Origin of the sequence: Citrobacter youngae (genome assembly GCF_003818115.1) — a bacterium.
GTDB lineage: Bacteria > Pseudomonadota > Gammaproteobacteria > Enterobacterales > Enterobacteriaceae > Citrobacter > Citrobacter youngae.
In genome coordinates this window covers 17,593-30,709 of sequence record NZ_RPOI01000002.1, presented here as the reverse complement: position 1 = coordinate 30,709, position 13,117 = coordinate 17,593, and the positions used below count along the sequence as shown (strand labels likewise).

Genomic DNA, 13,117 nt, shown 5'->3' with positions numbered 1-13,117 from the left:
CTATATACTGCAACGCAATTCATCATATTGCATGAATTGTGTGCACGATCTCATTACCATGCCGTTTTTCTGCTAAGATGCGCGGCATGAACATACTTCTCTCTATTGCAATCACAACGGGCATTCTCTCCGGACTCTGGGGATGGGTGGCCGTTTCTCTTGGTTTACTCAGTTGGGCTGGCTTCCTGGGCTGTACAGCCTATTTTGCCTGCCCACAAGGTGGACTGAAAGGGCTGTGGATCTCGGCGTGTACGCTGCTAAGCGGTGTGGTGTGGGCGTTGGTGATTATTAATGGTAGTGCACTTGCCCCACATATGGACATCCTTGGCTATGTCATGACGGGAATTGTCGCATTTATGATGTGTATCCAGGCAAAGCAATGGCTGCTTTCATTTGTGCCAGGCACGTTTATTGGCGCATGCGCAACGTTTGCAGGGCAAGGGGATTGGCAACTGGTTGTGCCGTCTCTGGCGCTAGGTCTGGTATTCGGCTATGCGATGAAAAACAGCGGATTGTGGCTGGCATCACGTCGCGAAAACCCGGCTTCATCCACGCTGACCAGTAAATAAAAAAAGCGTGAGGGCCCTCTCACGCTTTTTATTCTCTTTTTAGTATCAGGACTCTGGAGGTACCGACATATGGCGGTATTTGACCAGAATGTCGTTATCAACTTGTTTCTTATCCTGCAAATCCCACAAGCCGCGATCGATACCGTCATTTATCAGGAAGATAACGCCAGTTTCAATGGCTGACATCAGGCAAAGCATGACCGGTTCGTTAGAGGTATAACCAATTTCCCCTTCCAGAAGCCGTTGGTAGTCAATGAAACGGAATACCCCTGCCTGCACTTCATAAGACAGGATGGTTTTACTGGTATTGACCGAAGAAAGGATCTCACCGGTACTGACGTTAACTACGCGCAGGTTTACCGCTATCTGGTCGAGTTGATATTGCGTATCGGCACCAATACCGAAATAACGCGCGCCGACACCACCTGATTTAACGTTGCTTTCATAGCCGATGATTGAACCTTCCACCATCACGTTAGCTGCGGTTAATGATTGCAGCGGAATTCGGTTGTTAATGGCAACCGTGCCGTTTTCCTGTGCCGCACGGATGATTTTTCGTTCGTTCAGTAAGTTCTGTAATCCCTGACGCTCCAGCGGGACGAACCAACGCGAATCTTTCAGTGCGGTAACCAGCATTGCCGTGGCACTTTGCGGTACGGCAGTGGAGAAGTTACTTGCCGGATAAGGTTTAAACTGACCAGTTTCATCCTGGATATTGTAAACCGATACAAAGATTTTACCCGTAGGCATCGGGAGATGCGTCAAGTCTTTGTAACTTTGGGCGCGAGGCATTAATGTCGGTTTAGCGGCTTCTTGCGGTGGGGACGTTAAGCATCCGCTGAGTAAAAATACTGCAACCATTATAAGTAAGCGCTGCATGATTTTTTCCTTTCGTGGCTATGGCTTAGAAATCGGTTGACTGTGTTTGTAAACCCGACACTTCGATCGTTGATGTTTTTCCCGATTTCCTGTCGGTAACATTCAATTGCAGCTGCCCGTCCCGGTTAGCGATATCAATGATAAAATCATTGGTCACCATTCTTCCCGGCTTACCGGTATTAATGTTGGTGAGCAGGCCGCCGAGAATTTGTGACTGAATCGCCTGAGTAAAGTTATCCAGCGCTGACGGTGTTTCAATTCCGTAATCGCTATAGCTCGGATCTTTATAGGAGTTCTGCGCCTGAGCGCTGTTCAACAAAAAAGCGCCGTTATTCGGGTTGCCACCAAAGTTTGGATTTCGGAACTGGAACGTCATGTTTCCGGCCCAACTTAATGGTGAAATTAGCATGAGCAAAACCACTGCATGTTTGACACGCATGAAAGCCTCCGGACAAAATCATGTTTTAGAATTCATCGCGCGCTAAATCGCTCGTGCTTAATAGTGTTTGATCTATTTGCCGGCGATTTAATGCTTCCTCAGTTTGTGCCAATGCGAAGACGACAATTTTGTCGAAGTCTCTTTTCGTGGGGAATAAAAAAGTCTGGAAGATAACGTCCTGATTGACCGTTATGGTGATCCAACTTCCCCAACGCGCACTGGGTCTTTCATTGATAGTTAAATTTCCTGTGTACTCACTTTCCCACTTGTCACTAAATGCACGATAAAAATCATGCCCGATTGAAGAGACAGTGTGGTCAGTTAACAGTCCGGGAACCTCCACTTCTACGCTTGTAGCCGCGTGCAAATTCCCGGCAGCAAAGAATAAATTTGCTGCCACAATCCAGGTCAAATAGCGTTTCATGGCTTTATCGCCTGAGGTTATCATTGGCCCATGAGACCGCCTGCGTACGATTTTTGACAGCTATCTTTTTGAAAAGATTATAAAGATGTGTTTTTACCGTATTTTCACTGATAAATAGTGAGCGAGCGATTTCAATATTTGAGGCGCCGATACGCAATTTATTAAGTATCTCTTTTTCACGGTGTGTCAGCAGCGCTGATTCCGTGCTGTTATAACGATAATTTCCAGAATGCGTGATCAGATAACTGGCAAGCTTTTGCGTGAAGTAACATTCACCGCGTAAGACACCCTGCAAGCCGCTAACAACACGCTGTTCGTCTTCAGTTGCGTAAAACACGCCATTGATATGTGGCCAGTTTTCGATATCCCGATAAGGGTAGTCATCAGGGGTATTCAACAATAACGTCTTTATATTGTTGTTTTTTCTGCTCAAATTATCTTGCCAGTAATGGATCAGTTTTTTATCTGCCTCCATCATATCCAGTAAAACAATGCAGCTGGAGGAAATATCATCCAGAGAACGTTGAATATTATGTAGTTTTCCGGTTAGCGCCAGTGATTGTTTTAAATGTTGTAATAATGCAGTTGCCTGCAAAGAAGGTTTCGTGATCAACAATAATGTATGACCATGAATGCTATGGACTTCATTAAACATGATGAAACTCCACTTTTTAGTCGCACACCTGACAGCTGTCTCTACTAAAATAGAGGCACCAGAAGTACTGACAGATGCTGCACTGCTGTGTAGAAATAAAATATCGACCCAAAGGGGTGAAAATATTAAAACAAATGGACTTCAACTGATTTCAATCTAGCTATTACAAATCTTAAAGCAAGTGTTAAACATGTAACAGGATGTAAAATTATATATTAAAATGTGATTTTTAGGTTTTATTGGAGTTTAGATTTGATAGGAAAGTTGTACATTTTACCGTTACTGCATAGATTTAAAAAATCATACAAATTATAATAATTTATTGATTTATAAGGTTTTAATTAATGATTAGCGAGTTTTAGATTTCTAATGAATTCTAAATTCTTTGTCCCACTTTACGTTGGACAATTTTAAGAGGAAAAAACTGACCTTTGTCACGACTTGCATCGATGACTATCACGACACGGTGCTGCGAAGCCCTGAAATCGCGGAAAATGCACTTTTTCAGTGACTGCATAGAAATTCATTTCTGATTGAGAAATAAAAATAAAACCTATACCTGTAGCGGTGTTATTCACTGTTAATTAGTACTTTGGGGTGAATCTGGATATCAAAATACCACTCGCGGGTGAGTTATTTAAAATGTTTCAACGGACATACTCTTCATCGTAACGTGGCGTTAACAAATGTAAGTCATGTTAACAACAATTTGAGTGGTAATTAATTTAACTTCATGTACGACCAGGTCCAGGGTGACAGCATGAAAAACAAGTTGTTATTTATGATGTTTACAATACTGGGTGTGCCTGGGATTGCATCCGCAACCAGTTATGATTTAGCTAATTCAGAATATAACTTTGCGGTAAATGAATTAAGTAAGTCTTCATTTAATCAGGCAGCCATTATTGGTCAGGTTGGCACTGCTAACAGTGCAAATACTCGCCAGGAGGGCAGCAAGTTATTGTCGGTCATTTCGCAAGAAGGTTCAGGTAACCGGGCGAGAACAGATCAGACAGGATCATATAATTTTGCATATATTGATCAAACGGGCAGCTCCAATGATGCGAGTATTAAACAAAGTTCTTACGGTAATACAGCGATGATTATCCAGAAAGGTTCTGGTAATAAAGCAAATATTACCCAGTACGGTACACAAAAAACAGCAGTTGTGGTGCAGAGACAGTCGCAAATGGCAATTCGCGTTACTCAACGCTAATCCGTAAACGACGTTTAAATCAATCCGATGGGGGTTTACCATGAAACTTTTAAAAGTGGCAGCATTCGCAGCAATCGTAGTTTCTGGCAGTGCTCTGGCAGGTGTTGTTCCGCAATGGGGCGGCAATCATCATGGTGGCGGTAGTAATTATGGCCCGGACTCTTCATTGAGTATTTACCAATATGGGTCAAGTAACGTTGCGAATGCGCTGCAAAGTGATGCACGTAAATCAGACGTGACCATCACACAACACGGACATGGTAACGGTGCTACCGTCGGGCAAGGTGCTGATGACAGTACCATTAGCCTGAAACAGACTGGCTTCCAGAACAGCGCTGATATCAATCAGTGGAATGCAAAAAATGCTGACATCAGTGTAACTCAGTTCGGTGGTCGTAACGGTGCGGTGGTTAATCAGACTGCATCTGACTCGAATGTTCTGATTCAGCAGGTTGGTTATGGCAACAATGCGACAGCTAACCAGCACTAATTCAGTTTTATAACTGATAATAAACAGGGCGAAAGCCCTGTTTTTTTTCGGGAGCATATTATGCATACGCTATTACTCATTGCCGCGCTTTCAAATCAAATAACCTTTAATACAACCCAGCAAGGTGAGATGTATACCATTATTCCGCAGGTGACATTATCGCAACCCTGCGTGTGCGAGGTACAAGTTCTTGCCATACGTAAAGGGTCGGGGGGGCAAAGCCAAACGCAACAGAAAACAAGCCTGTCGATCCCTGCTAATCGGCCGATTGAATTAACAAAACTGAGCTTTAATATTTCACCTGAAGATACGGTCAACATTGTCGTTACCGTTTCGGATGGGCAGTCATTGCATCTGTCCCAGCAGTGGCCTGATTCAAGCAATCGCTCATGATTTTTTGCTGTATTTGCTTTAAAGGTGTGGCTGGGAAAGCGGTGCTGTTCTATGAATATAGAGACGTGAAAACGTTTTTATTTGGTCGTTAATCGCAGCGGTGAAGGATCACTTCGATCCCTCAAGGATGGTTTATCATTGAGGAACCCTTATGAGCACCTTATTAAAACGTATTTTAAGTACCAGTTTATGTGTTACTTCTTTTTTTATCTTCCCCGCAACGGCGCAGCAAATCACACCTGGCGGGATTATCCATTTTCGTGGCGCAATAGTTGAATCGCCTTGTGATGTGAGCTCGCAACAACAGCAGATTGAAGTGTCATGTATACGTGATGGCAAGTTACGGAGTAGTCGCTATAACACACAACAGATAACGATGGCCCCTGAAAGCCTCCAGCAAATTGCCAGTATGAGAATGCAGTACCTTAATGAACAGAAAAATCTGGCAATTCTTAATATTGAATATAAATGAATCGTTCTGGCGTAGATATGCACCTGTATAGTTAAAAAGTGAGATTTCATAGAAAACCCTGCTGTACACTTAACGGAGAGTGTTTTGTCAGGGGGAACTTATGCAATCGCGTGTTCATGTTTTACAGGGCGACATTACGACAATCGCCGTTGATGTGATTGTCAATGCGGCCAACTCCTCGTTGCTGGGCGGCGGTGGCGTTGATGGAGCGATTCATCGCGTTGCTGGACCTGCACTGTTGGAGGCCTGCAAACAGGTATTACAGCAACAGGGCGAATGCCCAACCGGCCATGCGGTTATCACCCTGGCGGGAAATCTTCCCGCCAAAGCGGTGATCCACACTGTTGGGCCCGTCTGGCAGGGCGGCGATCATCATGAAGCAGAACGCCTTGAAGAGGCCTATCTCAATTCATTACAACTGGCACTGGCCAATGGCTATCAATCCATTGCGTTCCCGGCTATCAGCACCGGAGCCTACGGATATCCACGTGCAGCGGCGGCGGAGATTGCGGTGAATACGGTGCAAAAATTTATCACCCGCCGTGCGCTACCTGATCAAATCTACTTCGTGTGTTTTGATGAGGAAAATGCCAGGTTATACAAGAGATTACTCACCCAACAAGGCGATGATAACACGGCCTGATATGACGCGACTTGAGCGTGCCATTACCCCATTGTGCGCAAGCCATCCGGACCAGTGCGGCATTCTGGCACTGGATGACAGTCTGGATGCTTTCGCAGCCCGTTATCGGCTGACAGAAATGGCGGAACGAACGCTGGATGTGCAGTATTACATCTGGGAGAACGACATGTCCGGGCTGCTGCTGTTTTCTGTTCTGCTGGCCGCGGCGAAACGCGGGGTACGGGTTCGTTTGCTGTTGGATGATAACAACACTCCGGGCCTTGATGACACGCTGCGTCTGTTGGATAACCATCCAAATATTGAAGTCCGCCTGTTTAATCCCTTTTCATTTCGCATCCTTCGCGCATTGGGGTATTTAACCGATTTCGCCCGGCTCAATCGCCGCATGCACAATAAAAGTTATACCGCGGACGGTGTAGTGACGCTGGTCGGCGGGCGTAATATCGGAGATGCCTATTTTGGTGCGGGTGAAGAACCGTTGTTTTCCGATCTTGACGTGATGGCCATCGGTCCAGTGGTGAAAGAGGTCGCGGATGATTTTGAGCGATACTGGCAATGTCAGTCAGTTTCAACGTTACAAAGAGTCCTGGAGTTGTCTGAACCAGAAACGACTCAACGTATTGAACTACCTGAATCCTGGTATAACGACGATATTACCCGACGCTATTTGCACAAACTGGAGACCAGCCAGTTTATGACGCATCTTGACCAGGGTTCACTGTCGCTGATTTGGGCTAAAACGCGCCTGCTCAGTGACGATCCGGCAAAAGGAGAGGGGAAAGCGCCGCGTCACTCGCTATTACCGCAGCGTTTGTTTGACGTCATGGGCTCACCCACTGAGCGTATTGATATTATTTCCGCTTACTTTGTGCCGACACGTGCCGGAGTCGCACAACTCCTGCGCCTGGTCCGAAAAGGGGTAAAGATTGCTATTTTAACTAACTCGCTGGCCGCGAATGATGTGGCAATTGTGCATGCAGGATATGCGCGCTGGCGGAAAAAATTGCTGCGCTATGGTGTAGAACTGTATGAGCTAAAACCAACCCGCGATCGCGGTACGGTGGTACACGATCGCGGGTTGACCGGCAATTCAGGCTCTAGTCTGCATGCGAAAACCTTCAGCATTGATGGCCGCAAAGTCTTCATCGGCTCGCTTAATTTTGATCCGCGCTCAACGTTGCTCAATACGGAAATGGGATTTGTGATTGAGAGTGAAGTGCTGGCGTCATTGATTCATAAACGCTTTATGCAAAGCCAGCGTGATGTGGCCTGGCAATTGCGCCTGGACCGCTGGGGTCGGATAAACTGGGTAGATTGTCCTGGCGGCAGTGAGCGGGTAGTGAAAAAAGAACCCGCCACAGGATTCTGGAAGCGGGTTCTGGTGAGGCTGGCCTCTGTATTACCGATTGAATGGTTGCTCTGAACCATGCAATGACAGGCCTGCTATCCGGCAATGGCCTTGCTTTTATCCTGCTTAACGATGGGTTTCCCTGAAAAGAGGAACTTCAGCACCGGTATCCGCAAGTGGATTTCGTACAATATTACCGCAATCCCGACAACAAATAGCAGCCCACAGAGAAAACCCAGCAGGTTTGATGTAATGTGCGGTGTGATATAGGCGCCGAAAAACAGCGTTAACGGATGATGCACCAGATAGATAAACAGTGATGCATTGACAAAGTAGGTGACACGGGCTGACTGGAAATTCAATAAACGGTGGCCGAGCGAGAAAACGACGTTAACCATCCACAGTCCCATCACCATTGTTATCACGTATTCGGTTTCATACATCCAGGCATCGCCGTTTCCATAGCGTTGATTGAGCAGATAAGCCATAAAAGCGCATGCCGCGCCTAACGTGCAGCTGCGCGAGGGCGTTGTGAACAGTGCTTTCAACTGCGGATTGATAAACGCCAGCGCGCCGAGCATAAAGAACGGCACATAGAACAGCGTTTGCATGACGATAAAATTAAACATGCCATCGCTGAGAATAGACGGGTAGACGATAAAAATTGTTCTTCTGACGGCGGCGTATCCGACGCCAAGCAACAAAAAGATCAACGTCAGTTTTGTCATCGATATCGTGGACGTGCTGACGCCATCGGGGCTCGTCAACCAGTGTTTCATTTGGCTAAACACCCACATACTCACGGTTGTTAAAACGACAAGGACGAGTAAAAACCACAGATGAGAAATCAGCTCCCATGCCAGTGCGTTGTATTTATCGTACCCACTGAGAGTATGCCAACTGTCGGCTTTGCCTTTCACATATTGCAGCATGATAAATTGCGGCAGTGTGAGTAGCGGGATGGCGGTCAGCATAGGGATCCCCACGCGTTCAACACGCACTTTCCACCACCGCTTTAAGGGGTAGCGCAAAAACAGCATGTATGAAAAGTAACCCGAAATAACAAAGAAGACCTGCATGCGAAATGCATGTATGAAATCGTTAAAGAGGGTCAATATCCATGACGGTTCTGCGCTGTTCACATGCCAGGTATGTGTGGAGTAGATCAGCGAGATATGGAAGGGAATCCCCAACAACATCAGCCAGGCACGGATGGAATCCAGAAAATATTCACGTGGTGGAGATACAGAGCTCATAGACAGTTACGTATTCTCAGACTTTTCGTCTTATCCCTAAGACGAATTATGGTTACATTCGAAGGCAACCCTACACGAAGTCCAACAACCTGTCTCCAGGATAAGCACTCAAAGTGAAAACAGGCAGGCGAACCTGCTTAAACCATGAGCCAGCACGCGAACAATACAGGGATTCAGTTGTCGGAATACCCGATTATCCATTAAAATGGATCGGATCAATATAAGCACACAAAGGGGGAAGTGCTTACTAATTATGAAACATAAACTACAAATGATGAAAATGCGTTGGTTGGGTGCAGCAGTAATGTTAACGCTGTATACATCATCGAGCTGGGCGTTCAGTATTGATGATGTTGCAAAGCAAGCTCAATCCTTAGCCGATAAAGGCTACGAGGCGCCAAAAAGTAACTTGCCCTCCGTTTTCCGCGACATGAAATATGCGGATTATCAGCAGATCCAGTTTAATCGCGACAAAGCATACTGGAGCAATCTTAAGACCCCATTTAAGCTCGAATTCTACCACCAGGGTATGTACTTCGACACGCCGGTCAAGATCAACGAAGTTACCGCAACTGCGGTGAAAAAAATCAAATACAGCCCGGATTATTTTAATTTTGGCGATGTGCAGCACGATAAAGACACGGTAAAAGATCTCGGTTTCGCCGGGTTTAAGGTACTGTATCCGCTCAACAGCAAAGACAAAAACGATGAAATCGTCAGCATGCTCGGCGCCAGCTATTTCCGCGTACTTGGCGCAGGCCAGGTCTATGGTCTGTCTGCGCGCGGTCTCGCGATAGATACCGCACTGCCTTCTGGTGAAGAGTTTCCCCGCTTCCGTGAGTTTTGGATCGAACGTCCAAAACCGACTGACAAACGTTTAACCATTTATGCCCTGCTGGACTCCCCGCGTGCAACCGGGGCGTATCGCTTTGTGATTATTCCAGGCCGTGACACGGTTGTGGATGTTCAGTCCAAAGTCTATCTGCGCGATAAAGTGGGCAAGCTGGGCGTAGCTCCGTTAACCAGTATGTTCCTGTTCGGACCGAACCAGCCATCTCCGACGACAAATTATCGTCCGGAACTGCACGACTCAAACGGATTGTCTATCCATGCTGGTAACGGCGAGTGGATTTGGCGTCCGCTGAATAACCCGAAACATCTCGCGGTGAGCAGCTTTGCGATGGAAAACCCGCAAGGATTCGGCCTGTTGCAACGTGGACGTCAGTTCTCCCGTTTCGAAGATATCGACGACCGTTATGACCTGCGCCCAAGTGCCTGGATCACGCCAAAAGGCGACTGGGGTAAAGGCAAAATTGAATTAGTTGAGATCCCCACTAACGACGAAACAAACGATAACATCGTTGCCTACTGGACACCGGATCAACTGCCGGAAGCAGGTAAAGAGATGAACTTTAAGTACACCCTGACGTTTACGCGCGATGAAGATAAGCTTCATGCGCCAGAAAATGCCTGGGTGCAGCAGACTCGCCGTTCCACAGGGGATGTCAAACAATCTAATCTCATTCGTCAGCCTGACGGCACTATCGCGTTTGTGGTGGATTTCACCGGCACCGAGATGAAAAAGCTGCCGCAGGACACCCCGATTACCGCGCAAACCAGTATTGGCGACAACGGTGAAATCGTGGAAAGTACCGTGCGTTACAACCCGGTTACGAAAGGGTGGCGCTTGATGCTGCGCGTGAAAGTGAAAGATGCGAAGAAAACCACTGAAATGCGTGCTGCGTTGGCCAATGCCGATCAGCCGTTGAGTGAAACCTGGAGCTACCAGTTACCTGCCAATGAATAAGACAACTGAGTATATTGACGCAATGCCGCTTTCGGATATCGAAAAAGCGGCACTGCCGAAAACTGACATCCGCGCCGTTCATCAGGCGCTGGATGCCGAGCACCGTACTTACTCGCGCGAAGATGATTCACCGCAGGGTTCTGTAAAAGCTCGCCTTGAGCAAGCCTGGCCAGACTCTCTGGCCAAAGATCAGTTGATAAAGGATGATGAAGGGCGTGACCAACTGCAGGCAATGCCGAAAGCGACACGTACTTCAATGTTTCCCGATCCCTGGCGTACTAACCCGGTTGGCCGTTTTTGGGATCGCCTGCGCGGGCGCGATGTCACACCGCGTTATCTTTCTCGTTTGACGAAAGAAGAACAAGAAAATGAGCAGAAATGGCGTACCGTCGGCACGATCCGCCGTTATACGCTGTTGATCTTAACGCTGGCGCAAACGGTCGTAGCAACCTGGTATATGAAGACGATCCTTCCTTATCAGGGATGGGCGTTCATTAATCCAGCAGATATGATGGGGCAGAACCTGTGGGTTTCCTTTATGCAGTTGCTGCCTTATGTGCTGCAGACCGGTATCCTCATTCTGTTTGCCGTGCTTTTTTGTTGGGTATCAGCCGGTTTCTGGACCGCGCTGATGGGCTTCCTGCAGTTGCTGATTGGGCGTGACAAGTACAGTATCTCTGCCTCAACGGTAGGGGATGAGCCGCTGAATCCCGAGCACCGCACTGCGCTAATCATGCCTATCTGTAACGAGGACGTTGACCGCGTATTCGCGGGCCTGCGCGCTACGTGGGAGTCAGTTAAAGCCACGGGGAATGCGGAGCATTTCGATGTTTACATTCTGAGTGACAGCTACAATCCTGATATCTGCGTTGCGGAACAAAAGGCGTGGATGGAGCTGATTGCCGAAGTGCAGGGTGAAGGACAGATTTTCTACCGTCGTCGTCGTCGTCGTGTGAAGCGTAAAAGCGGTAACATTGATGACTTCTGCCGTCGCTGGGGCAACCAGTACAGCTATATGGTGGTGCTGGACGCTGATTCCGTGATGAGCGGAGACTGTCTGACCGGTCTGGTACGCCTGATGGAAGCGAACCCGAATGCCGGGATTATCCAGTCTTCGCCGAAAGCGTCTGGTATGGACACCCTGTACGCGCGCTGCCAGCAGTTTGCTACCCGCGTTTATGGCCCGCTGTTTACCGCCGGACTTCACTTCTGGCAGTTGGGTGAGTCGCACTACTGGGGTCATAACGCGATTATTCGTGTGAAACCGTTCATTGAACACTGTGCGCTTGCACCGCTGCCGGGCGAAGGCTCGTTTGCGGGATCGATCCTCTCCCATGACTTCGTGGAAGCGGCATTGATGCGTCGTGCGGGCTGGGGCGTGTGGATTGCCTACGATCTACCGGGTTCATATGAAGAGCTGCCACCGAACCTGCTGGATGAGCTCAAGCGTGACCGTCGCTGGTGCCACGGTAACCTGATGAACTTCCGTCTGTTCCTGGTTAAAGGGATGCACCCGGTTCATCGCGCGGTGTTCCTGACCGGTGTGATGTCCTATCTGTCAGCACCGTTGTGGTTCATGTTCCTCGCGTTGTCGACCGCATTACAGGTGGTCCATGCGTTGACGGAACCGCAGTACTTCCTGCAACCACGTCAGCTGTTCCCGGTCTGGCCGCAGTGGCGCCCTGAGCTGGCTATCGCGTTGTTTGCCTCAACGATGGTGCTGTTGTTCCTGCCGAAGCTGCTGAGTATTTTGCTTATCTGGTGCAAAGGCACGAAAGAGTACGGTGGATTTATTCGCGTCACGTTGTCGCTGCTGCTGGAGGTTCTGTTCTCCGTGCTGCTGGCGCCGGTGCGTATGCTGTTCCATACCGTTTTCGTGGTGAGTGCCTTCCTCGGATGGGAAGTGGTGTGGAATTCGCCGCAACGCGATGACGACTCCACTCCGTGGGGCGAGGCGTTTATGCGTCACGGATCTCAGCTGTTGTTGGGCCTGGTGTGGGCAGTAGGGATGGCCTGGCTGGATCTGCGTTTCCTGTTCTGGCTGGCTCCGATTGTCTTTTCACTAATCCTGTCGCCGTTTGTTTCTGTCATTTCCAGTCGTTCAACGGTTGGGTTACGTACCAAACGCTGGAAACTGTTCCTGATCCCGGAAGAGTATTCTCCGCCGAAGGTGCTGGTGGACACGGATAACTATCTGGAGTTGAACCGTAATCGTTCGCTGGATGATGGTTTCATGCACGCTGTGTTTAACCCGTCGTTTAACGCGCTGGCAACGGCAATGGCTACCGCGCGCCATCGTGCGAGTAACGTGCTTGAAATCGCACGTGATCGCCATGTCGAGCAGGCGCTGAATGAAACGCCGGAGAAACTGAATCGCGATCGTCGCCTGGTTCTGTTGAGCGATCCGGTGACCATGGCGCGTTTACATTATCGCGTCTGGAATTCACCAGATAAGTATTCTTCATGGGTTAATTATTATCAGGGGATCTCCCTGAACCCACTGGCACTCAGGAAAAAATAAGCGTG

The 13,117-nt window shown here is 48.1% G+C and carries 14 protein-coding genes; 9 read left to right on the top strand and 5 right to left on the bottom strand.

Annotated elements, in window-relative coordinates:
• Positions 1 to 86: 86 nt before the first annotated feature.
• Positions 87 to 569: a DUF1097 domain-containing protein gene (locus EHN13_RS00630; RefSeq protein WP_048211203.1), complete on the top strand. Its 483-nt coding sequence runs from the start codon at positions 87 to 89 to the stop codon at positions 567 to 569.
• A 45-nt stretch (positions 570 to 614) separates the two neighbouring features.
• On the opposite strand, the gene csgG is transcribed toward EHN13_RS00630, so the two are convergent.
• The 4 genes from csgG to csgD are packed head-to-tail and all read right to left on the bottom strand — an operon-like array spanning position 615 to position 2,966.
• Positions 615 to 1,448, bottom strand: a complete 834-nt coding sequence (gene csgG, locus EHN13_RS00625) for a curli production assembly/transport protein CsgG (RefSeq protein ID WP_048211204.1) — start codon at positions 1,446 to 1,448, stop codon at positions 615 to 617.
• 25 nt (positions 1,449 to 1,473) lie between these two features.
• Positions 1,474 to 1,887: a curli production assembly/transport protein CsgF gene (gene csgF / locus EHN13_RS00620; RefSeq protein WP_005129126.1), complete on the bottom strand. Its 414-nt coding sequence runs from the start codon at positions 1,885 to 1,887 to the stop codon at positions 1,474 to 1,476.
• 25 nt (positions 1,888 to 1,912) lie between these two features.
• Positions 1,913 to 2,311 carry a curli production assembly/transport protein CsgE gene (gene csgE, locus EHN13_RS00615; RefSeq protein ID WP_061068136.1) on the bottom strand — a complete coding sequence of 133 codons (399 nt, stop codon included), beginning with the start codon at positions 2,309 to 2,311 and terminating at the stop codon, positions 1,913 to 1,915.
• Positions 2,312 to 2,315: 4 nt separating this feature from the next.
• Positions 2,316 to 2,966 carry a biofilm master transcriptional regulator CsgD gene (gene csgD, locus EHN13_RS00610; protein ID WP_005129125.1) on the bottom strand — a complete coding sequence of 217 codons (651 nt, stop codon included), beginning with the start codon at positions 2,964 to 2,966 and terminating at the stop codon, positions 2,316 to 2,318.
• Positions 2,967 to 3,726: 760 nt separating this feature from the next.
• Here csgD and csgB point away from each other — a divergent pair.
• The 6 genes from csgB to EHN13_RS00580 all read left to right on the top strand — a co-directional run bounded on the left by csgB (position 3,727) and on the right by EHN13_RS00580 (position 7,603).
• The gene (csgB, locus tag EHN13_RS00605) at positions 3,727 to 4,182 is read left to right on the top strand and encodes a curli minor subunit CsgB (protein ID WP_048211206.1); all 456 of its coding nucleotides are present in this window, start codon (positions 3,727 to 3,729) and stop codon (positions 4,180 to 4,182) included.
• Between the two features lie 40 nt (positions 4,183 to 4,222).
• Positions 4,223 to 4,672, top strand: coding sequence for a curli major subunit CsgA (gene csgA, locus EHN13_RS00600; RefSeq protein WP_048211207.1), 450 nt, complete (start codon positions 4,223 to 4,225; stop codon positions 4,670 to 4,672).
• Between the two features lie 60 nt (positions 4,673 to 4,732).
• On the top strand, positions 4,733 to 5,065 hold the full coding sequence (gene csgC / locus EHN13_RS00595) for a curli assembly chaperone CsgC (RefSeq protein WP_048211208.1): 333 nt from the start codon (positions 4,733 to 4,735) through the stop codon (positions 5,063 to 5,065).
• 151 nt (positions 5,066 to 5,216) lie between these two features.
• Positions 5,217 to 5,537 (top strand): type 1 fimbrial protein, encoded by a 321-nt coding sequence (locus EHN13_RS00590; protein WP_061068135.1) that lies wholly within the window; start codon positions 5,217 to 5,219, stop codon positions 5,535 to 5,537.
• 100 nt (positions 5,538 to 5,637) lie between these two features.
• Complete coding sequence (gene ymdB, locus EHN13_RS00585; protein ID WP_048211210.1) at positions 5,638 to 6,180, top strand: O-acetyl-ADP-ribose deacetylase; 543 nt, start codon at positions 5,638 to 5,640, stop codon at positions 6,178 to 6,180.
• Positions 6,116 to 7,603, top strand: a complete 1,488-nt coding sequence (locus tag EHN13_RS00580) for a phospholipase D family protein (RefSeq protein ID WP_086523385.1) — start codon at positions 6,116 to 6,118, stop codon at positions 7,601 to 7,603. Before ymdB ends, EHN13_RS00580 begins: the two co-directional genes overlap by 65 nt.
• A gap of 20 nt (positions 7,604 to 7,623) precedes the next feature.
• Here the strand turns inward: EHN13_RS00580 and mdoC are convergent, their stop codons facing one another.
• Positions 7,624 to 8,784, bottom strand: a complete 1,161-nt coding sequence (mdoC, locus tag EHN13_RS00575) for a glucans biosynthesis protein MdoC (RefSeq protein ID WP_124020713.1) — start codon at positions 8,782 to 8,784, stop codon at positions 7,624 to 7,626.
• A 271-nt stretch (positions 8,785 to 9,055) separates the two neighbouring features.
• On the opposite strand from mdoC, the gene mdoG reads away from it, so the two are divergent.
• Together mdoG and mdoH are read left to right on the top strand one after the other, a co-directional pair.
• On the top strand, positions 9,056 to 10,591 hold the full coding sequence (gene mdoG / locus EHN13_RS00565) for a glucans biosynthesis protein MdoG (RefSeq protein WP_086523802.1): 1,536 nt from the start codon (positions 9,056 to 9,058) through the stop codon (positions 10,589 to 10,591).
• Complete coding sequence (mdoH, locus tag EHN13_RS00560) at positions 10,584 to 13,112, top strand: glucans biosynthesis glucosyltransferase MdoH (RefSeq protein ID WP_124020712.1); 2,529 nt, start codon at positions 10,584 to 10,586, stop codon at positions 13,110 to 13,112. The genes mdoG and mdoH overlap by 8 nt, the downstream gene beginning before the upstream one ends.
• The last annotated feature ends 5 nt before the right edge of the window (positions 13,113 to 13,117 follow it).